The sequence below is a fragment of the Streptococcus mitis genome, from assembly GCF_946188585.1.
Classification (GTDB): Bacteria; Bacillota; Bacilli; order Lactobacillales; family Streptococcaceae; genus Streptococcus; species Streptococcus mitis_DG.
On sequence record NZ_CAMHVI010000001.1, the window covers coordinates 311,031 to 331,361 of the forward strand.

Sequence of the window (20,331 nt, forward strand, 5' to 3'; positions counted from 1 at the left end):
TTACATCAGCGCACGTTCATGCTTATCCTACCTTAGCAGCCAATTCTTCTGCGAATTGTTCCAAGCGTTCGATGTCTTCTTCTTCAGCTGAAAGATCAACTTTGACACACTCTGAACCTTTTTCTGCTCCTGTTGAAACAAAAACACGGTCAAAGTCATCAACAGCCTTACAGAATTCATCGTAAAAGGTATCTCCTGAGCCAACCACTCCGTAGATTTTGCCATTCAAATTGAGGTCTGCTAGGTCTTCATAGAAGTCCATCATCTCATCTGGCAATTCTCCATCACCATAAGTATAGGTCGCAACGATAGCGATGTCTGCTTCCAAGAAGTCTGAAGCGTCAACAGTTGTACATTCATCAACATCGACATCCAAGCCCAAGTCACGTAATTTGTCTGCTACAATATCTGCAATTTCTTCGGTATTACCGGTCATACTGGCAAATACAATTTTTGCTAATGCCATATCGTCCTCCTCAATTTATCTTTCTCCATTATATCACATCTTTTTCATTTTAAAAATAAAAATTCTTATGCTACAATGAAATGAGAAAGAATTGAGGTTATTTATGGACATTTGCCATCAAATTTTAGAAAAAATTAAAGAATACGACACGATTATCATTCACCGTCATATGAAACCAGACCCTGATGCCTTGGGAAGTCAGGTAGGTTTAAAAGCCTTGTTGGAGCATCATTTCCCAGAAAAAAACATCAAGGCCGTTGGTTTTGATGAACCAACTCTTACTTGGATGGCTGAAATGGATCTTGTTGAAGATAGTGCCTACCAAGGTGCCCTTGTCATCGTCTGTGATACAGCGAATACTGCTCGTATTGATGATAAGCGCTATAGTCAAGGCGATTTTCTCATTAAGATTGATCACCATCCAAATGATGATGTATACGGTGACCTATTTTGGGTGGATACTAGTTCAAGTAGCGCTAGTGAGATGATTACCCTATTTGCTGAAACAACCCAACTGACCTTGTCAGATCGAGCTGCGGAGTTGCTCTTTGCAGGAATTGTTGGTGATACAGGTCGTTTCCTCTACCCTTCTACCACTGCACGCACCCTCCGCCTGGCTGCCTCTCTGAGAGAACAGAACTTTGACTTTGCGGCTCTCACTCGCAAAATGGACACTATGAGCTACAAAATTGCGAAACTTCAAGGCTACATCTACGACCATCTGGAAGTGGATGAAAATGGTGCAGCTCGAGTTATCCTGAGTCAAGAAGTCTTGAAACAATTCAATGTGACTGATGCGGAAACTGCAGCCATTGTAGGCGCACCTGGACGCATTGACAGTGTGAGTCTCTGGGGAATTTTTGTGGAACAGGCTGATGGTCACTACCGTGTTCGCTTACGCAGTAAAATCCATCCTATCAATGAAATTGCCAAGGAACATGATGGCGGAGGCCACCCTCTCGCAAGTGGTGCTAATTCCTATAGTCTAGAAGAAAACGAAATCATCTATCAAAAGTTAAAAAACTTGCTTAAAAACTAATAAAATACTTGCCAAACTTCTCAGAATCTGATAGACTAGTATGGTAACAATCTATGGCTCGCAAAGAGACCATGGCAGAAAGGAAATATTGCAAAATGAAAAAAGATATCCATCCAGAATATCGCCCAGTTGTCTTCATGGACACAACTACTGGTTACCAATTCCTTAGCGGTTCAACAAAACGCTCTAACGAAACAGTTGAGTTCGAAGGCGAAACTTACCCATTGATCCGTGTGGAAATTTCATCAGACTCACACCCATTCTACACTGGACGTCAAAAGTTCACTCAAGCAGATGGACGCGTGGATCGTTTCAACAAAAAATACGGTCTCAAATAATCAACCGCATTTATTGCTTAAAAACGTTGATACAAAGCCTTTTCCAAGAAGTTGGAATTGGCTTTTTTTGTTTTTGGTACCGTCTTGGAAAACTAACCTTTTGCACTATCCAGGTAATCTACAAATTTTGTGATAGCTTTCTTCTCTCCTACTACTGTAGAATGGCTATAAGTATCCAAGGTCATCTGACTACTTGCATGCCCTAACCTTTTGGCTGCATTAACAAGATCTACACCCGTTTCAATCATCAAGATAGCATGAGTATGTCTGAAGCCATGAGGAGTTATATTCTTCAAGTCATTTTCCCTGATAATGGGCTATTGATAGTGCGGTAGCTGACATCCAACTGCCTTGTTAGGTATTGCATAGCGAGATTTTCAATCATCATTTTTTCAATTTTTCGTCCAGAGAAAATCCCTTGTGAATAGGCAAATAGAAAAATGGATACAAGCATTTTAGAGTGATAAGACGGGCGACTAAAGGCATGATAGAAGGCGTGGAAGTGACAATCTTCCAAGGTATTCACTACTTTTCAATAGTAAAGACGAGATGGTCTTGTGGCAAGAAAGAACGGATTTCTAGTGGTAAAGTTGTTTGATTTGTGTTATAGTGAATATGTATGGGATATCCTTTCTAAATGGTTTATTAAGCAATTTTATTTTGGTAAGACTATCGCAACCATGTAAAAAAGCAACGGCAAATCCGTTGCTTTTTTTGGAGACAAGAGACTATTGTCCCAGACTCTTTTTCTTGATTAAAATCTATATCTAGTATATAATCAATCTATAACGTATAGATTGGAGATATATCATGGCTATAACTTTATCAAAACAATACAATTTTAAACTGAATGAAGCTACTATGGAACAAGCTCGAAATATTATCAAGGAAAAGGGAATGACAATGACAGATGCTATTTCTTTATTTGTGGAGCAAATAGTCCTGGAGCAAGATTTGCCTATTAAGACGGCCGAAGATTTACATAGAGAACAGTTGATTGAGGAATTACAAGCCCAATCTGAACGAGCCTTGAGAGAATACGAGGCAGGAGAAGGCACTTCCCTAGACAATATGAGGGTACGCTATGGCTTATAAAGTGATTGCTTCAAAAGAGGTCGAGGAAGCTATCGACAATATACACGACTATATAGCTACGGTACTTCTATCACCTCAATCTGCCAAAAATACTGTGGCTAAAATTTTAGACAGCTTAAAAAGTTTAGAAATTTTTCCTGAAGCAGGTTTTGACGCTGATGAGAAAATCGGAATAAAAATTAACAGCAAGTATCCAACACGAGGAAAAATTATTGACCAATATGTTTTGCTTTACTTCATCGATCAAAAACGAAACACTGTTTTTTTATCTCACCTATTCCACACTAAAAGTGACTATGTCACTTTGCTACAAAAAGACAATAAAAAAAGCTCAACTGATTGAGACAACTTTCATTATTTTATAAGCTCCGAAATTTTAATTTTTGGCTCCGTCTTGGTTTAACAATACTGTATATATATAATATTTTACAGCTACATCCCCTTTAGAAACGTTGATTTAATAACTATTTAAACACTATAGAGTATATCTTTGTAAAATTGGAATAAATCAATCAAGGAGAAGTCAAATATCACAAACACCTAAGTTAATAAAAATTATTGTTGACATTCTCTCTTATTTATACTAAACTATGGATAAGGATAGGATGATGTCGGGTGACTGGTAACAGTTTGCTCAAAGGTACTTGTTTCAAGTACAGGTGAGGTACTGCCTTCAGCTTTATGCTGTAAAGAACCCGCTCCACCACTGGTCCTATTCGTTTTACTCTTGGATTATATTCAAGAGTTTTTTCTTGTCAAAAAAAATTTCGAACACCTGAGACATCTTTCATTATTTTATAAGCTCCGAAACCTTAATTTTTGGTACCTTTTTGGTACCGTCTTGGTTTAACAATACGCTATATATATAATATTTTACAGCTACTTTCCCTTTAGAAACGTTGATTTAATAAGGATTTAAACATTACAGAGTATACCTTTGTAAAATACGGTCTCAAATAATGGTAAAAAAGAACAGTTTCGACTGTTCTTTTTTACCATTATTTTCATAAACCAACCACTACTACTTTCTCTCTATCAAGCTTCAAGCTAATACTTAAGACATAATTTAAACAAGTTTAAAAAATATCGAAAAGAAGCTTGATATTGAGAATGGTCAGGATAATGGAAACCGCGTAACCTAGGATTGTATTCCACTTGGCATTGGTAAATTCTCCCATTAGTGACTTTTTAGAGCTCAGATAGATTAAAGGAAAGATTGAAAACGGAAGAGCGATTGACAGAAAGACCTGTGAATAAACCAATAACTGATCCAAAGTTTTCTCTTGATGTCCAAATAAGACGGCGACTATGATAACAGGTAGCAAGGCAAAAATACGTGTACCGATACGGATAATCCACTGAGGTAATTTCAGATGCAAGAAACCTTCCATGACAATCTGTCCTGTCAAAGTTCCTGTAATGGTCGAATTTTGACCACTTGCTAAGAGGGCTAGGGCAAATAAAGTTGACAGTGTTGAGCTGGCTATCGCTCCTGCTATCATCGAATCCTGTAAAGCATTGTACATTTGGGAGAATGCTGAAATTTCAGATGCATGTCCAAAAAAGAGGGAGGCACCTAAAATGAGCAGTAAGGAATTGACAATAAAGGCTAAGGACAACTGAAGATTTGAATCCCAGGTCATAAAACGCACTGCTTTTCGGACGTCCTTCTTATCTTTGTGATTGATTTTCCTTGTTTGCGATAGGGATGAATGAAGATAGAGATTATGAGGCATGACTGTCGCTCCTACAATCCCTAAAGCCAAGGTCAATTGACTCTCATGTCCCGGAAGAGGACTTTCAAATAAAGTCGAAGTCGGTAAATAACCACTAAAGATTCCCTGAATACTTGGACTGGATAAAACCACCAGATAGGAAAAAATGCCTAATATGGTTAAAATAAGGGTCGTAACAATGGCTTCAATTTTTTTGAAACCAAATTTCATCAACAACAACAAAAGAAATACATCCAAAACGGTTAAGAGGATAGCGACCATAATCGGTATTTTAAACAAAAGATTTAAGGCAATCGCTGAACCTAAAACTTCAGCCAAGTCTGTCGCCATTAAAGCTAATTCTAAAATCACCCACAGACTATAGCGGAGCCACTTGGGGGCATGATGAGCTGTTGCCTGAGCTAGATCCATCCTGGTCACGATACCGAGCTTTCCAGCCATTTGTTGTAACTGCATGGCAATGATAGATGAAATCAAAATAACAAATAAGAGACTATACTTGTAAGAAGCGCCACCAACTACACTGGTAATCCAGTTCCCAGGATCCATATAACCAACTGCTACAAGAGCGCCAGGTCCTAAAAAAGCTTTTAGATTTTGCCAAAAATGATTGTTATTGGGAGTTTCAATAGATTGATTGATCTCAGAAAGAGAGACTTTTTTGTAAGAAGACATAGGAATATTCACTTTCTAATCTGTCTTTACCTATTTTCTTAATGGAGTTTTTGAAAATATAATGAAAATAGTTTTCCATTTCCAATTCTTCCTTATTATATCACAATTTAGAATGATTCTTAAGGAAAGAATGATGGTTCAAATATGCAATATCTGTATTGTAAAAGCCAGCGATTTCTGACGCTGGCTTTAAAACTGTGAAAAATTTTTCTCAACTAGATTGCTTCTGTGACAAAGCTACGGCTTTCAAGTACCTTAAGCATTGCATTAGCTGTATCTAGGGCTGTAAAGAGGGGCACCCCGTGTTCAATGGCTGAACGACGAATTTGCTCACCATCTTCGTCAGCAGTTCGTTTGGTTCCCACTGTGTTAATGATAGCTTGGATTCTTCCTTTGCGAACAAAGCTTGGGATATCCTGATCGTCATCACCAATCTTACCAACAGGTTGAGCTTCGAGTCCATGACTAGCAAAGAAGGCTGCTGTCCCTTCTGTCGCGAGGATACCGTAGCCAATACTTTGGAAACGACGAGCTAAGTTCAAGGCTTCTTCTTTAGCATCATCAGCGATGGTAAAGACAACGTTACCAAAAGTTGGCAAGTGTAGGTAAGAAGCTTCAAAAGCTTTATAGAGAGCTTTTTCTAGAGTCGTATCAGAGCCCATAACTTCACCTGTTGACTTCATTTCAGGACCGAGCAAGCTGTCTACCTTAGCTAGTTTCGTAAAGGAGAAGACAGGCGCCTTGATATGAACACGAGTGCTTTCAGGGTAAAGTCCATCTTGGTAGCCAAGTTCTGTTAAGCTTTGACCAAGAATAAGCTTAGTCGCTACCTGAGCCATAGGAATATTGGTTACCTTAGAAAGGAATGGAACCGTACGGCTAGCACGTGGATTGACCTCAATAACGTAGACTTTTTCATCCTTGATGACAAACTGAATGTTCATCATTCCGAGACAGTTAAGGCCGATTGCTAGGCGTTTGGTGTAGTCTGCGATGGTTTCCTGCACCTTTTGAGACAAGGTTTGTGGTGGATAAACGGCCATTGAGTCACCTGAGTGGACACCGGCACGTTCGATATGCTCCATAATACCAGGGATGAGAACATTTTCCCCGTCTGAGATGGCATCAACTTCGCACTCCTGACCAACAATGTAAGAATCGACAAGAACTGGGTGGTCTGGACTAGCCTTAACAGCAGTTCGCATGTAAGAACGAAGGTCTTCTTCGTTTTCAACGATTTCCATGGCACGTCCACCAAGTACATAAGATGGGCGGACAAGAACTGGGAAGCCAATCTTGCGAGCTGTAAGAACTGCTTCTTCTTCATTGGTAGCCGTTTGTCCTGGTGGCTGTGGAATATCTAAGTCTTTGAGAGCTTGCTCAAATAGGTCACGGTCTTCGGCACGGTCCAAGTCAGCGACTTGTGTACCGAGGATGGTCACACCTGCCTTTGCCAATGGCTCCGCAAGGTTGATAGCTGTTTGACCACCAAACTGAACAATAACTCCTTTTGGTTGCTCTAGGTCAATAACATTCATAACATCTTCGAAAGTCAATGGCTCAAAGTATAGCTTATCAGACACAGAGAAGTCCGTAGAAACGGTCTCTGGGTTTGAATTCATGATAATAGCTTCATAACCAGCAGCCTGGATAGCCTTAACCGAGTGAACGGTAGCGTAGTCAAACTCAACCCCTTGACCAATACGGATTGGACCAGAACCTAGGACAAGTACAGATTCCTTATCAGACTTGATAGACTCATTTTCCCAACCATAGGTTGAATAGAAATATGGTGTTTCAGAGTCGAACTCTGCCGCACAGGTATCGACCATCTTGTAAACTGGGACAATCTTGTTTTCCAAACGAAGTTGGCGAACTTGGTCTGCGGTCGTTTCCCAAAGTTCCGCAATCTTACGGTCTGAGAAACCATTGAGTTTGGCAGTTTTCAAAACTTCTAGGTCTTGTTGATGGGCACCCAATTCTTGCTCAATTTCAAAGATATGCAAGAGTTTATCAAGGTAAAAGATATCAATTTTTGTAAGCTCAGCGATTTCCTCTGGTGTGTAACCACGGCGAATGGCTTCTGACACATAGAAGAGACGGTCATCTTGTGCCTTGACAACCTTTTCAATCAAAGCATCATCAGAAACTGCTGCAAGTTCTGGCATTTCATTGTGGTGCACCCCAATTTCAAGGGAGCGACAAGCTTTAAGAAGTGACTCTTCGATGTTACGACCGATAGCCATGACTTCTCCAGTCGCCTTCATTTGGGTACCTAGACGACGTTCACCCTTTTCAAACTTGTCAAATGGGAAACGTGGAATCTTGGCAACGACGTAGTCGAGGGCTGGCTCAAACATAGCATAAGTTGAACCTGTAACTGGGTTGATAACCTCATCCAAGGTCAAACCTACGGCAATCTTAGCAGCCAATTTGGCAATCGGATACCCTGTCGCCTTAGATGCAAGGGCTGAAGAACGTGATACACGAGGGTTCACTTCGATGACATAATACTTGAAACTGTGTGGATCAAGGGCTAGCTGAACGTTACATCCACCTTCAATTTTGAGAGCACGAATAATGCTCAAGCTCGCATCACGAAGCATTTGGTTTTCATAGTCTGACATGGTTTGCGCAGGAGCGAATACAATGGAATCTCCTGTGTGAATTCCGACTGGGTCAAAGTTTTCCATGTTACAAACAACCAAAGCATTGTCAGCTGAGTCACGCATCACTTCGTACTCAATTTCCTTGAAACCGGCAATAGAACGCTCAATCAAACACTGGGTAACAGGTGACAATTTCAACCCATTTTCTGCGATTTCACGTAATTCTTCCTCATTGGCACACATACCACCACCAGTACCACCAAGTGTGAAAGCTGGACGAACGATAACTGGGTAGCCAATTGTTGCTGCAAAGGCAACTGCTTCGTCAACTGTGTTGACAATCTCAGATTCTGGAATGGGTTGTTCCAATTCTTCCATCAATTGTTTAAAGAGATCACGGTCCTCGGCTTGGTCAATGGCGGATAATTTAGTACCCAGAAGTTCAACCCCAAGCTCATCAAGAATACCGTTTTTAGATAATTCCATGGCCATGTTGAGTCCTGTTTGCCCACCAAGAGTTGGAAGCAAGGCATCTGGACGCTCCTTACGAAGAATACGAGTCACAAACTCAAGTGTAATCGGTTCAATGTAAACTTTGTCCGCAATCTCCTTGTCCGTCATAATGGTTGCAGGGTTTGAGTTCACCAAGACAACCTCATAACCTTCCTCTTTCAATGACAAGCAAGCCTGGGTCCCAGCGTAGTCAAACTCAGCAGCCTGACCAATAATAATCGGACCAGAACCAATCACCATAATTTTTTGAATATCAGTACGTTTAGGCATTTATAAGATATTAAGGGCGTCAAGCGGACAAAGCTAAAATAGGAGTTATGACGAAGAACTGTCAGTTCTAGGAATAACTATCTTTTTAGCACCGTCCGTAGCCCGTATTCAGTTCAGCAAATACGGATCACCCTTCTCCTTTCTATTCGTCGCCTCACAGAGCGACATTAAATAAATTCTCCGACGATTTTTTAGAGAAACGATATTTTTCGATAAAAAATCTAGTGCAGGGAGTTTTTAGTTCGCCTGATAGCGACAAAAAGAAACGACCTGCCTTTCTATTCGTCGCCTCACAGAGCGACATTAAATAAGATACAAAGGACGAATAGAAAGCGATTGAATTTTAGGAAACCAAGGAAGGATTGACAATCCAAGTTGGTTTCTCTAAATTCCGAGCTTTCCGTCCGTGTTCAGTTAAATAAATTCTTCGACGAGCTTTTACTCGTTCTTAGTTTGCTTGTTTAAAAGCTTCCATCATCTCGATAAACTCGTCAAATAGGTAGCTAGCATCGTGTGGACCAGGGGCTGCATCTGGATGGTATTGAACAGAGAAAGCAGGTTGATATCTGTGACGCACACCTTCAACTGACTTGTCATTGATTTCTTCGTGGGTGATAATCAAGTGTTCTGGCAAATCCTCACGGCTAACTGCATAACCATGGTTTTGACTGGTAAAATCCACACGTCCTGTAGCAATTTCACGTACCGCATGGTTGAATCCACGGTGACCAAACTTCATCTTATAGGTCTTAGCACCATTTGCCATTGCAAAGAGTTGGTGCCCCATACAGATACCAAAGATTGGAATTTTTCCTTGCACACCGCGAATCATATCCAGTGCCTGTGGAACATCTTCGGGGTTACCTGGACCATTTGACAACATAACTCCGTCAGGATTGAGATGGAGAATTTCTTCAGCCGTTGTCGAATACGGAACAACCGTCACGTTACAGTTGCGTTTAGAAAGTTCACGTAGAATTGAGTGCTTGAGACCAAAGTCCACTAGAACCACGCTCAAACCAACTCCTGGAGCTGGATATGAAGTTTTAGTAGAAACCTGTTTGATATTGTCAGTCGGCAAGACTGTTGCTTGGAGCTGGTCCGTCACATGATCCATGCTGTCCCCAACATGGGTCAAGGTTGCACGCATGGTACCATGCTTACGGATAATCTTGGTAAGCGCACGCGTATCAATTCCTGAAATACCTGGAATTTTCTTGGCTTTCAAAAATTCATCCAGCGTCATTTGATTTCGCCAGTTGCTTGCTCTACGCGCCTCTTCGAAAACAACAACTCCCTTACAAGTTGGAATGATGGATTCGTAGTCATCACGGTTAATGCCATAATTTCCCACCAAAGGATAGGTAAAGGTCAAGATTTGTCCATTATAAGACTGGTCTGTAATGGATTCTTGGTAGCCAGTCATCCCTGTATTAAAGACGATTTCGCCTGTTACATCAATATCTGCTCCGAAGGCCTTGCCTTCAAAAACTGTGCCATCTTCTAATACTAGAAGTCTTTTTGTCATATTTTCACCTCTCGTGGACGCTCACTGGCGTCTTTTAACGTCTTGTGTTTTAGTTGGCGTTTCTACTCGCCAATACGGATTCTAAGATTGCCATTCGAACAAAGACACCATTAGTCATTTGTTGGACAATCCGCGATTTTGGTACTTCAACCAAGTGATCTGCGATTTCCACATCACGGTTGACTGGAGCTGGGTGCATGAGGATTGCTGTTTCTTTCAAGCGATCGTAACGTTCTTGTGTCAAGCCATGTTGGGCATGGTAGTCTTCTTTTGAAAAAGCTGTACCACTATCATGACGTTCATGTTGCACACGAAGAAACATCATGACATCCACCTGATCAATGATTTCATCAATGGTTACAAACTGTCCATAGTCTGCAAACTCTTGACTTCTCCATTCCTCAGGTCCTGCAAAGAATAATTCAGCTCCCAAGCGTTTCAAAATCTGCATATTGGATTTGGCAACACGTGAGTGGTCCAAGTCACCTGCAATAGCAACCTTGAGACCCTCAAAGTGACCAAATTCCTCATAAATGGTCATCAAATCAAGCAAGCTCTGGCTAGGGTGTTGGCCCGAACCATCTCCACCATTGATGATGGAAGTCGTAATCGTCGGACTTGCAATCAACTCTCTATAGTAGTCGACCTCTGGATGGCGAATCACACAGACATCCACTCCCAAAGCAGACAGAGTCAAGATGGTATCATAAAGTGTCTCACCCTTATTAACCGAACTAGTCTTCACATCAAAGTCAAGTCGTTCCAGCCCCAGTTTAATCTCTGCCACTTCGAAGGACTTATGTGTCCGTGTAGAATCCTCAAAGAAAAGATTGGAAACAATTGGGTGGTCTTCATAAGGAAGCTGGGCTCCGTTTTTAAACTCAATTCCTCGCTTGATCAATTTCATGACTTGATCAACAGTGAGGTCTTCCATGGACACCACATGGTTCAATGCTTGTTGATTTTCTGACATGGCTACTCCTTTAGCTTTCTAAGCTTCTTCAGTAATCAGAACTCTATCTTGGCCATCAAGTTCTGCCATCTCTACGATGATTTCTTCAGAACGACTGGTAGGGATATTTTTCCCAACGTAATCTGGACGGATTGGCAATTCCCTATGTCCACGATCGACTAGAACTGCTAAACTCACGCGCGCAGGACGGCCATGACCGACAATATTATCAATAGCAGCACGGATAGTACGACCTGTATAGAGCACATCATCCACCAAGATAACTTCGCGGTCTGTCACATCGACAGAAACCAAAGAAGTATCTTCTCCACTTTTAACATCATCACGGAAAGGTTTAGTATCCAATTCCACAACAGGAACTGAAAGATTTTCTAGCTGCTCCAAACGTTCTTGGATACGGTGGGCGATAAAGACACCTCGAGTTTTAATACCAGCCAAGACGATTTTATTCAAATCTTTGTTGCGTTCGATAATCTCATAAGTAATACGCGTAATCGCTCGTTTGACGGTCAATTCGTCTACAACTTCTTTTGTCTTCATGACAAACCTCCAAAAAGAAAAGTCTCCTTAAACAAGGAGACTTGAAATGTATAGCCAAGCGAGCCCTACTGCAAACAGTATAGACTTCACCCTTCTACTTTATCGCGCTCCTTGCCTGCCTCACGGGACAGGTTTAAAGGAATATTTAGTTATCAATTAATATAGCACAAAGCAAGCCTAAAATCAAGCAAAAACTTTTGATACCCCATCTTATAAATTGCTAAAATCATATAATTGTGGGTACTGGTCACATTCTGGATTTTTAGGATGACAGATGGCTCTTCCAAAATAAATCATGGCCTGATGGGCAGCTAACCACTGCTCAGGTGGTAAGATATCCATGACCCTCTTTTCCACCTCAAGCGGTGTCGCTGATTTTTTGACGATATCGTGGTGCTTACAAATACGCTCCACATGAGTATCGACTGCAAAGGCTGGAATCCCGAATCCTACACTCATGACAACATTGGCTGTCTTGCGACCAACTCCTGCTAGACTTTCTAATTCTTCACGTGTCTGAGGAACTTGACCGTCAAAATCGTCTAGTAACTGTTGAGCACATTTTTTAAGGAATTTAGCCTTATTCCGATACAGTCCCAGACGAGAAATGTGCGAAGCAATCTCATTCTCTGTCGCCACAGACATAGCTTGTGGCGTTGGAAAGGCCGCAAAGAGACCTGGTGTGGCCTTATTTACCGCTGCATCCGTCGTCTGAGCTGACAACATGACCGCAACCAAGAGTTCAAAATGATTGGTAAAATCAAGACTGGGCTTGGCATCTGGGAAGAGGGCAATGATTTCTTCTAGCACCTTTCGTGCTCGTTTTTTTGACAAGACCATTATTCGTCTCCATCAAATAGTCCTTGTAAGCCAGCAAAAGGACTGTTTTCTTCTTTCTTGACTGCTTGTTGGGCTTGGTATTCTTCCTCTGTCATGATTTGCCAGTCATTTCCTGACACGAATCCTTGACCCGTCTCTTCTTCAGCTGTTAAGACCTTAATAGGAATGTTAAGCAGGATATTGTCTGACACGCTCTCAGCAAGGTCTAGCTCTCCATTTTCGATAGGCAAGACCAAGTCGTCATCTAGAACTTCTTGATCCAACTGGTTGGTTGCACCTTCCATGAAAACTTCTGTGACTGGATAAGATTCAGCTAACTCAACTGGCTCCATACTGCGACTTGAAGCAAGGACAATGGTATAAGACAACTCATAATCTAAGAAATACATACGGTCTTCGTATTGTACTTTCCCAACAGCAAGGATATCTTTCACATCTAAAATTTCTTGATTACGTGCACGCAAGTCTGTAGCTAGGTCTAAACTTTGTTCAAAATGCAAGCCTTCAGACTGCTTACGAATTTCTTGAATATTTAATTTCATACTTCCTCCATAAAGATTTATTATCTTGATTATACCATGAAAAGGCTATAAATCAGCCCACCAAACTTTGTAATTAAAAATCGATTTTTTAACATATTTACTATGATATTTTTGTTTTTTAGTGCTATACTATAGGCAATAATACATCAGAGCAAGGAGGATGCTCACATGGAAGACAAAGAACTCATTACAAATGCTTACCACTCAGATTTTAGAACTTGGAATTTCCAGTTTTCTATTGACAAAATACCCTGAAAGGTATAGGATAAAGGTACTAATACTCGGAGGTAAGGGAGACATGAACAACTAAGTCTATCAAATAAAGAAACTTTATTTAGTAGATCTTGTTTTTGTCTCTTTTTGTGTGCTCTTTTCATACTAGATTTTCTAGTATCTTATCCTCATTGAAAATCAAAAAACTAGAAAGCTAACCATCTGCTCCTCTTGAGTTGGATTAGGCAATCCTAAGCTAGTTTGACGATCTTTTCAACGAGGATAATAGCGTTTCTGACAGTGACTTTGGGCTCTACTAGGTAAAGTAGAGCTTTTTGTTATACACTATCGACATTCTAGAAAGGGCAATAGTATGATAAAAATCAATCACCTGACCATCACACAAAACAAAGATTTACGAGACCTTGTCTCTGACTTAAGCATGACTATCCAAGACGGGGAAAAGGTTGCTATTATTGGTGAAGAAGGAAATGGCAAATCAACCTTGCTTAAAACTTTAATGGAGGAAACTTTACCTGATTTCACAATCAGGGGAGACATCCAGTCTGACTATCAGTCAATCGCCTACATTCCTCAAATACTCCCCGAGGACCTGAAAAAGAAAACTTTACACGACTACTTCTTTTTAGATTCTATTGATTTAGACTACAGTGTCCTCTATCGTTTAGCTGAGGAATTGCATTTTGATAGCGATCGTTTCGCTAGCAACCAAGAGATTGGCAGTCTATCAGGGGGAGAAGCTTTGAAAATTCAGCTCATCCATGAGTTAGCCAAACCCTTTGAGATTCTATTTTTAGATGAACCTTCAAATGACCTAGACCTTGAAACAGTTGATTGGCTAAAAGGTCAGATTCGCAAGATTAGGCAAACTATTATTTTCATTTCCCATGATGAAGACTTTCTGTCTCAAACGGCAGACACTATTGTCCACTTGCGACTGGTCAAGCACCGGAAAGAAGCAGAGACACTAGTAGAGCATTTAGACTATGATTGCTACAGTGAGCAGAGAAAGGCTAATTTTACCAAACAAAGCCAGCAAGCTGCTAACGACCAAAGAGCCTACAATAAAACCATGGAAAAACATCGACGAGTCAAGCAAAATGTAGAAACTGCGCTTCGAGCTACTAAAGATAGTACTGCCGGTCGCCTATTGGCTAAAAAGATGAAAAATGTGCTCTCTCAAGAAAAACGCATTGAAAAGACAGCTCAGTCCATGACCCAAAAACCACTTGAAGAGGAAGAAATCAGACTTTTCTTCTCAGACATCCAACCATTACCGGCTTCTAAAGTCTTAATCCAATTGGAAAAAGAAAATTTGTCCATTGGCGACCGTGTTTTGGCTCAGGAACTACAACTAACTATCCGTGCCCAAGATAAAATCGGTATCATCGGCCCAAATGGTATGGGGAAATCAACTCTGTTAGCAAAGTTGCAACAACTGCTAAGTCAAAAAATAGAGATTTCACTTGGCTATATGCCACAAGATTACCACAAGAAACTGCAATTGGAGATATCCCCAATAGCCTACCTCAGCAAAACTGGTGAAAAAGAGGAACTACAGAAAATACAATCTCACTTAGCCAGTCTCAATTTCAGTTATCCAGAAATGCAACATCAAATTCGCTCCTTATCTGGCGGGCAACAGGGTAAACTCCTGCTTTTGGATTTAGTCCTGCGCAAACCAAACTTTCTCCTTCTGGATGAACCCACACGAAACTTTTCTCCAATTTCTCAACCCGAAATCAGAAAACTCTTTGCCACTTATCCAGGCGGTCTCATCACTGTTTCGCATGACCGTCGTTTCTTAAAAGAGGTCTGTTCGACCATCTATCGCTTAACAGAACACGGTTTGGAGCTAGTTAATTTTCAAGATTTATAAATTTGCAACATAGCAAAAATCCAGAGACGACCTCTGGATTCTTTTTACATATGTTTTAAACGTTCAATTCGCTCTGAGATAGGTGGGTGGGTATAAAAGAGTTTTTGGAACCCTCCACCTTTCTTGGGATCATTGATATAAAGTGCGCTGCTGGCATCATCGACATGGTGATGCATCGGCTCGCTATTGTCCAACTTACGTAGGGCATTAATCATCCCTTGAGGATTGCGCGTCAACTCGACACTGGATGCATCAGCTAGGAATTCCCTCTGACGAGAAATAGCTAGTTGCACCAAGGTTGCAGCGAGAGGTGCCAGCACAATAGCTAGGAGGGAAACCACTAGCATAATGATTTCTAAGCCATTTCCATCTCGGTCATCGTCACTTCGTCTGCGACCTGCGCCACCCCACCACATCATACGACCTGCCATACTAGAAAGCATGGTGATAGCACTAGCAAGGGCAACAGCAATAGTCGAAATGCGGATATCGTAATTACGAATATGACTGACTTCATGGCCCATAACAGCTTCTAGTTCCTCACGATTCATGATAGCTAGAAGGCCTGAAGTCGCAGCCACCGCCGCATTTTGAGGATTAGAACCTGTCGCAAAGGCATTTAAGGCTGGATCATCAATAATGAAAACACGGGGCATGGGAATCTGAGCGACCATAGCCATATCTTCCACTACATGGTAGAGGTCTGGTGCCGTTTGCTCATCAACCTCACGCGCTCCATTCATAGACATGACAATCTCAGTCGATTGAAAAATCATGGACATGGCATAGATAAAGCCGATAATCAGTGCAATAACCAAACCACCAAGCCCAGACCGCATAAAGAGGTAACCAACCGCATAGCCAACCAGAGCTAAGAGTAGGAAAAATACTAGCAACAAAATCCAAGTTCTTCGTTTATTGCTTGCAATTTGATCAAACAACATCTTAGTCACCTAAACCGCTAAAATCAACTTTAGGAACTGCCTTTTCCTCTTCAGGTGTTTGAAGGAAATCTGCTGCTTTAAATCCAAACATTCCAGCGATAATATTGCTTGGGAAAGTTTCTAATTTTACATTGTAGTTGCTGACAACACTGTTGTAGAGTTGACGAGAGTATGAAATTTTATTTTCTGTATTGGTCAACTCCTCTTGCAATTTCACAAAGTTGGCACTAGCTTTCAAATCTGGATAGCTTTCTGCAACTGCAAAAATACCTGAAACCTGACGAGTAAGGGCATCACTAGCTTTCATAGCTTCTGCTGGTGAAGTCGCTGCCGCCACTTGGTTACGTAGTTCTGCCACCTTTTCAAGGGTAGAACCTTCATATTTGGCATAACCTTTTACAGTTTCAATCAAGTTTGGCAAGAGATCATTTCGACGTTTCAACTGAACATCAATCTGGCTCCAAGCCTCCTTGGTTTGCATACGATTTTTAACCAAACCGTTATAGCTAACAATCACAAAAATAACAACAAGAGCCAAAACTCCAAGAATAATCCAAGTCATGATATAAGTCCTTTCTGCTTTTAGATTAGTACCAGTATATCAAATTTTTAATGATTGTGGTAAAATAAGATGATACTAAAGAAGGAAAACACTATGAAACCAGAAACATTTTACAACTTGCTTGCCGAGCAAAATCTTCCACTTTCGGACCAGCAAAAAGAACAATTTGAACGTTATTTTGAACTCTTGGTCGAGTGGAATGAAAAGATTAATTTGACGGCTATTACAGATAAGGAAGAAGTTTATCTCAAACATTTTTACGATTCGATTGCACCTATTCTGCGAGGCTTGATTCCCAATGAAAATATCAAACTGCTTGATATCGGAGCTGGGGCAGGATTTCCTAGTCTACCGATGAAAATCCTCTATCCTCAGCTAGATGTGACTATTATTGACTCGCTAAATAAGCGCATCAACTTCCTCCAACTGTTGGCTCAAGAACTGGATTTGGACGGTGTTCATTTCTACCATGGACGTGCAGAAGACTTTGCCCAAGACAAGAACTTCCGTGCTCAATATGACTTTGTAACAGCTCGTGCGGTTGCCCGTATGCAGGTCTTGTCTGAATTGACAATTCCTTACCTTAAAGTTGGTGGCAAACTATTGGCACTCAAGGCCAGTAATGCGCCTGAGGAGTTGTTAGAAGCTAAGAATGCCCTCAACCTTCTCTTCAGTAAGGTCGAAGACAATCTCAGCTACGCCCTACCAAATGGAGATCCGCGTTACATCACAGTGGTAGAAAAGAAAAAAGAAACACCAAATAAATATCCACGTAAGGCTGGCATGCCCAACAAACGTCCGCTTTAATCTTTTTAGTAAAAAAATATTTACAAAGTCAGCCTCGCTCTTTTATTTTTAGGCTCGGGAAAAAATGATTTACAAAATCAACCTCGCTCTCTTATTTTCGGGCTCGGGAAAAAATGATTTACAAAATCATTTTTTTCTGCTATACTATCCTAAGCAAAGGTTTTTAATGTCATCCCGTGAGGTGACGAAGACGCAGAAATATTTGAAACTCTTTAAAGTCTAGATTTTAAAGAAGTCTTACTCTGAGGGCCTATTGCTGTAAAATAATGGGCTCTTTTTTGATGCCCAAAAGTGAGGTTTATATGAAACAAGAATCAACTGTTGATTTGTTACTAGACGTTGACCAACGTCCTTCGGCTGGAAAAGGAATTCTCCTTAGTTTCCAACACGTTTTCGCCATGTTTGGAGCGACCATCTTAGTACCATTGATTTTGGGAATGCCTGTATCTGTTGCCCTTTTTGCTTCAGGTGTTGGAACACTCATCTACATGATCGCAACTGGTTTTAGAGTTCCAGTTTATCTAGGATCATCATTCGCCTTTATCACAGCTATGTCCCTAGCTATGAAGGAACTAGGAGGGGATGTATCAGCTGCACAAACAGGGGTTATCCTTACAGGTTTTATCTATGTCCTTGTGGCTGCAAGTGTTCGTTTTGCGGGTACAAAATGGATTGATAAACTCTTGCCACCAATCATCATCGGACCTATGATTATCGTTATCGGTCTTGGACTTGCAGGTTCAGCTGTTACTAACGCTGGTCTTGTAGCGGATGGAAATTGGAAAAATGCTCTTGTAGCGGTTGTTACTTTCCTAATTGCTGCCTTTATCAATACAAAAGGAAAAGGCTTCCTACGAATCATTCCTTTCCTCTTTGCAATTATCGGTGGTTACCTCTTCGCTCTAGCTCTTGGGCTAGTTGACTTTACACCAGTTCTTAAAGCTGACTGGTTTGAAATTCCTGGTTTCTACTTGCCATTTAGCACTGGTGGTGCCTTTAAAGAGTACAACCTTTACTTTGGTCCAGAAACTATCGCCATCTTGCCAATCGCTATCGTAACAATTTCTGAACATATCGGAGACCATACTGTTTTAGGTCAAATCTGTGGCCGTCAATTCTTGAAAGAACCAGGTCTTCACCGTACTCTTCTTGGTGACGGTATCGCAACTTCTGTTTCTGCCTTCCTTGGTGGACCAGCCAATACAACTTATGGAGAAAATACTGGGGTTATCGGTATGACTCGTATCGCTTCTGTCTCAGTTATCCGTAACGCAGCCTTCATCGCAATTGCCCTAAGCTTCCTTGGTAAATTCACTGCCTTGATTTCAACTATTCCAAACGCTGTACTTGGTGGTATGTCAATCCTTCTCTATGGAGTTATCGCCAGCAACGGTTTGAAGGTCTTGATTAAAGAACGTGTTGATTTCGCTCAAATGCGTAATCTCATCATCGCAAGTGCTATGTTAGTCCTTGGACTTGGAGGAGCTATCCTTAAACTTGGTCCAGTTACCCTTTCAGGTACTGCCCTATCAGCCATGACAGGAATCATCTTGAACTTAATCTTGCCATACGAAAATAAAGACTAAAAGTCTAAACACATCAAAAAACGAGCATTTCCAATTACGGAAGTGCTCGTTTTTTGATATTTAAAAGTGAGTAAATCCCCTCTAACGCTGTTTAATATAGCTCCCCTACTTTCATATAACCCCATTCATTCTTTTCAACCTCAAGCACCTCTGGGGCTTTTGTTAACTCATTATATACTACTATAAAATAACCTTTACTATTCCAAAATTTACCTAAAATTTCAGCATCTCTCAATTCTGCTTTCAGTGTGCTTTCTTCCTTTATTAGGCTTTCTGTTTGTGCTATTTTAGTCTCTTCCTTGCTGTCATTGCCAACAGTAACAAACCTTGACCCAATGATAATAAATAGGCAAAACACTACAGCCCCAATCCCTACAAATTTAAACAAATTCAAATCGCCATTATCTCTTTTCATGTTATTCTTTTATCTCTCTTTCTCTTTTATGTTTCCTTAAATCCCAAGGGATAAAAATCCCCCCCTTAGTGTCCTACCATTTGGCTAAGCCATTCCATGAAATTGGCTTCCTTTGTGATATTGTCATCCCAATCTTCAAAATCTTCCAAATAAGTGCTATTTGTGTTTAGTTTGAGACGCTTGTTTTGGTATTGGAAATCTAAAATAGAATTCGGGCTCCTCTGCACTATACAAGTTAGCAAGGACCCGAACTCTTTTCCTATACTCTACTCGTTTTATTGGACCACTTTTTGTGACAGTTCTAGTGTATATGTTTTATATAATTGATGGCAAGCTTGATTCTCTCCTGCATTAATCAAGGAAACACAAGGCAACACGAGTTCTGCCCAGATAGACTCTAGTATTTCCTCACGATTTGGATGTTCCTCTAACTTGGCAACAATCTGAGGAGCCATCTTATAGTAGGATTTAATTTCCTCCTGACCACCTTCTTGCAAAGCCAGATAAGAATCCCTGAATTTTCTCAAAGTCATCAATTCATCACAGTCATCTGCCAATCCCTTATAAGTTACCGCTGCTTCTGTCAAATAACAACCTCTTTGTTCAATATGATAATAAGCATCTGGCTCACCAAAAAATCCTGTTTTAGAGCGCACATATCTCTCTGCATCACTCCTACGTTGAAAAACAGCTACTTCTCTTCCCTTACGATATACAACAAATTCCATTTCTTTTTCCTC

19 protein-coding genes and 2 pseudogenes are annotated in these 20,331 nt (G+C 40.8%); 7 read left to right on the forward strand and 14 right to left on the reverse strand.

The genetic code is table 11. The features are described from left to right. Nucleotides 1-22 precede the first annotated feature (22 nt). Entirely contained in the window at nt 23-466 is a 444-nt protein-coding gene (locus tag N8M66_RS01580; RefSeq protein ID WP_001162128.1) for a flavodoxin, read from the reverse strand. Between the two features lie 103 nt (nt 467-569). On the opposite strand from N8M66_RS01580, the gene N8M66_RS01585 reads away from it, so the two are divergent. Then, nucleotides 570-1,505 carry a DHH family phosphoesterase gene (locus tag N8M66_RS01585; protein ID WP_261045197.1) on the forward strand — a complete coding sequence of 312 codons (936 nt, stop codon included), beginning with the start codon at nt 570-572 and terminating at the stop codon, nt 1,503-1,505. Between the two features lie 95 nt (nt 1,506-1,600). After that, nucleotides 1,601-1,843: a type B 50S ribosomal protein L31 gene (locus N8M66_RS01590; RefSeq protein WP_000710764.1), complete on the forward strand. Its 243-nt coding sequence runs from the start codon at nt 1,601-1,603 to the stop codon at nt 1,841-1,843. A 92-nt stretch (nt 1,844-1,935) separates the two neighbouring features. On the opposite strand, the pseudogene N8M66_RS01595 reads toward N8M66_RS01590, so the two are convergent. After that, nucleotides 1,936-2,157 (reverse strand): annotated as a pseudogene (locus N8M66_RS01595) (tyrosine-type recombinase/integrase); the annotation flags it as partial. Nucleotides 2,158-2,162: 5 nt separating this feature from the next. Continuing rightward, a pseudogene (locus N8M66_RS09485) lies at nt 2,163-2,464 on the reverse strand (transposase); the annotation flags it as partial. Between the two features lie 189 nt (nt 2,465-2,653). Here N8M66_RS09485 and N8M66_RS01605 point away from each other — a divergent pair. Both N8M66_RS01605 and N8M66_RS01610 read left to right on the forward strand, forming a co-directional pair. Continuing rightward, entirely contained in the window at nt 2,654-2,938 is a 285-nt protein-coding gene (locus tag N8M66_RS01605) for a type II toxin-antitoxin system RelB/DinJ family antitoxin (RefSeq protein WP_049491505.1), read from the forward strand. Beyond that, nucleotides 2,928-3,281, forward strand: a complete 354-nt coding sequence (locus N8M66_RS01610; protein ID WP_261045200.1) for a type II toxin-antitoxin system RelE/ParE family toxin — start codon at nt 2,928-2,930, stop codon at nt 3,279-3,281. Before N8M66_RS01605 ends, N8M66_RS01610 begins: the two co-directional genes overlap by 11 nt. A gap of 733 nt (nt 3,282-4,014) precedes the next feature. Here N8M66_RS01610 and N8M66_RS01615 read toward each other — a convergent pair. From N8M66_RS01615 to N8M66_RS01645, 7 genes are all read right to left on the reverse strand, one after another. Beyond that, nucleotides 4,015-5,349, reverse strand: coding sequence for an Nramp family divalent metal transporter (locus N8M66_RS01615; RefSeq protein ID WP_261045202.1), 1,335 nt, complete (start codon nt 5,347-5,349; stop codon nt 4,015-4,017). Nucleotides 5,350-5,564: 215 nt separating this feature from the next. Continuing rightward, a complete protein-coding gene (carB, locus tag N8M66_RS01620; protein ID WP_261045205.1) occupies nt 5,565-8,741 on the reverse strand; it encodes a carbamoyl-phosphate synthase large subunit in 3,177 nt (1,058 codons plus the stop codon). A 448-nt stretch (nt 8,742-9,189) separates the two neighbouring features. After that, nucleotides 9,190-10,269 (reverse strand): carbamoyl phosphate synthase small subunit, encoded by a 1,080-nt coding sequence (locus tag N8M66_RS01625; RefSeq protein WP_050246547.1) that lies wholly within the window; start codon nt 10,267-10,269, stop codon nt 9,190-9,192. A 49-nt stretch (nt 10,270-10,318) separates the two neighbouring features. Continuing rightward, on the reverse strand, nt 10,319-11,242 hold the full coding sequence (locus tag N8M66_RS01630) for an aspartate carbamoyltransferase catalytic subunit (protein WP_261045209.1): 924 nt from the start codon (nt 11,240-11,242) through the stop codon (nt 10,319-10,321). A gap of 18 nt (nt 11,243-11,260) precedes the next feature. Next, nucleotides 11,261-11,782, reverse strand: coding sequence for a bifunctional pyr operon transcriptional regulator/uracil phosphoribosyltransferase PyrR (gene pyrR / locus N8M66_RS01635; RefSeq protein WP_000850023.1), 522 nt, complete (start codon nt 11,780-11,782; stop codon nt 11,261-11,263). A 210-nt stretch (nt 11,783-11,992) separates the two neighbouring features. Further along, nucleotides 11,993-12,622: an endonuclease III gene (gene nth, locus N8M66_RS01640; RefSeq protein WP_061714266.1), complete on the reverse strand. Its 630-nt coding sequence runs from the start codon at nt 12,620-12,622 to the stop codon at nt 11,993-11,995. Continuing rightward, nucleotides 12,622-13,164, reverse strand: coding sequence for a YceD family protein (locus N8M66_RS01645; protein WP_261045210.1), 543 nt, complete (start codon nt 13,162-13,164; stop codon nt 12,622-12,624). Before N8M66_RS01645 ends, nth begins: the two co-directional genes overlap by 1 nt. A gap of 553 nt (nt 13,165-13,717) precedes the next feature. On the opposite strand from N8M66_RS01645, the gene N8M66_RS01650 reads away from it, so the two are divergent. Beyond that, on the forward strand, nt 13,718-15,277 hold the full coding sequence (locus N8M66_RS01650) for an ATP-binding cassette domain-containing protein (protein ID WP_261045475.1): 1,560 nt from the start codon (nt 13,718-13,720) through the stop codon (nt 15,275-15,277). A 44-nt stretch (nt 15,278-15,321) separates the two neighbouring features. On the opposite strand, the gene htpX is transcribed toward N8M66_RS01650, so the two are convergent. After that, complete coding sequence (gene htpX, locus N8M66_RS01655) at nt 15,322-16,221, reverse strand: zinc metalloprotease HtpX (RefSeq protein WP_261045211.1); 900 nt, start codon at nt 16,219-16,221, stop codon at nt 15,322-15,324. Between the two features lies 1 nt (nt 16,222). Beyond that, nucleotides 16,223-16,783: a LemA family protein gene (locus N8M66_RS01660; RefSeq protein WP_000219846.1), complete on the reverse strand. Its 561-nt coding sequence runs from the start codon at nt 16,781-16,783 to the stop codon at nt 16,223-16,225. A gap of 93 nt (nt 16,784-16,876) precedes the next feature. On the opposite strand from N8M66_RS01660, the gene rsmG reads away from it, so the two are divergent. Together rsmG and N8M66_RS01670 are read left to right on the forward strand one after the other, a co-directional pair. Next, the gene (gene rsmG, locus N8M66_RS01665) at nt 16,877-17,590 is read left to right on the forward strand and encodes a 16S rRNA (guanine(527)-N(7))-methyltransferase RsmG (protein ID WP_261045213.1); all 714 of its coding nucleotides are present in this window, start codon (nt 16,877-16,879) and stop codon (nt 17,588-17,590) included. A 302-nt stretch (nt 17,591-17,892) separates the two neighbouring features. Further along, nucleotides 17,893-19,176, forward strand: a complete 1,284-nt coding sequence (locus tag N8M66_RS01670) for a uracil-xanthine permease family protein (protein ID WP_261045215.1) — start codon at nt 17,893-17,895, stop codon at nt 19,174-19,176. 91 nt (nt 19,177-19,267) lie between these two features. Here the strand turns inward: N8M66_RS01670 and N8M66_RS01675 are convergent, their stop codons facing one another. Beyond that, on the reverse strand, nt 19,268-19,591 hold the full coding sequence (locus N8M66_RS01675; protein ID WP_261045216.1) for a hypothetical protein: 324 nt from the start codon (nt 19,589-19,591) through the stop codon (nt 19,268-19,270). 275 nt (nt 19,592-19,866) lie between these two features. Beyond that, complete coding sequence (locus tag N8M66_RS01680; protein ID WP_261045218.1) at nt 19,867-20,319, reverse strand: CFI-box-CTERM domain-containing protein; 453 nt, start codon at nt 20,317-20,319, stop codon at nt 19,867-19,869. Nucleotides 20,320-20,331: the final 12 nt, after the last annotated feature.

Excerpts from the sequence above, each read along its gene's own strand:
- N8M66_RS01580 (WP_001162128.1), bottom strand. The coding sequence starts at position 466 with ATGGCATTAGCAAAAATTGTATTTGCCAGTATGACCGGTAATACCGAA.
- N8M66_RS01585 (WP_261045197.1), top strand. The coding sequence starts at position 570 with ATGGACATTTGCCATCAAATTTTAGAAAAAATTAAAGAATACGACACG.
- N8M66_RS01590 (WP_000710764.1), top strand. The coding sequence starts at position 1,601 with ATGAAAAAAGATATCCATCCAGAATATCGCCCAGTTGTCTTCATGGAC.
- N8M66_RS01605 (WP_049491505.1), top strand. The coding sequence starts at position 2,654 with ATGGCTATAACTTTATCAAAACAATACAATTTTAAACTGAATGAAGCT.
- N8M66_RS01610 (WP_261045200.1), top strand. The coding sequence starts at position 2,928 with ATGGCTTATAAAGTGATTGCTTCAAAAGAGGTCGAGGAAGCTATCGAC.
- N8M66_RS01615 (WP_261045202.1), bottom strand. The coding sequence starts at position 5,349 with ATGTCTTCTTACAAAAAAGTCTCTCTTTCTGAGATCAATCAATCTATT.
- carB (WP_261045205.1), bottom strand. The coding sequence starts at position 8,741 with ATGCCTAAACGTACTGATATTCAAAAAATTATGGTGATTGGTTCTGGT.
- N8M66_RS01625 (WP_050246547.1), bottom strand. The coding sequence starts at position 10,269 with ATGACAAAAAGACTTCTAGTATTAGAAGATGGCACAGTTTTTGAAGGC.
- N8M66_RS01630 (WP_261045209.1), bottom strand. The coding sequence starts at position 11,242 with ATGTCAGAAAATCAACAAGCATTGAACCATGTGGTGTCCATGGAAGAC.
- pyrR (WP_000850023.1), bottom strand. The coding sequence starts at position 11,782 with ATGAAGACAAAAGAAGTTGTAGACGAATTGACCGTCAAACGAGCGATT.
- nth (WP_061714266.1), bottom strand. The coding sequence starts at position 12,622 with ATGGTCTTGTCAAAAAAACGAGCACGAAAGGTGCTAGAAGAAATCATT.
- N8M66_RS01645 (WP_261045210.1), bottom strand. The coding sequence starts at position 13,164 with ATGAAATTAAATATTCAAGAAATTCGTAAGCAGTCTGAAGGCTTGCAT.
- htpX (WP_261045211.1), bottom strand. The coding sequence starts at position 16,221 with ATGTTGTTTGATCAAATTGCAAGCAATAAACGAAGAACTTGGATTTTG.
- N8M66_RS01660 (WP_000219846.1), bottom strand. The coding sequence starts at position 16,783 with ATGACTTGGATTATTCTTGGAGTTTTGGCTCTTGTTGTTATTTTTGTG.
- rsmG (WP_261045213.1), top strand. The coding sequence starts at position 16,877 with ATGAAACCAGAAACATTTTACAACTTGCTTGCCGAGCAAAATCTTCCA.
- N8M66_RS01670 (WP_261045215.1), top strand. The coding sequence starts at position 17,893 with ATGAAACAAGAATCAACTGTTGATTTGTTACTAGACGTTGACCAACGT.
- N8M66_RS01675 (WP_261045216.1), bottom strand. The coding sequence starts at position 19,591 with ATGAAAAGAGATAATGGCGATTTGAATTTGTTTAAATTTGTAGGGATT.
- N8M66_RS01680 (WP_261045218.1), bottom strand. The coding sequence starts at position 20,319 with ATGGAATTTGTTGTATATCGTAAGGGAAGAGAAGTAGCTGTTTTTCAA.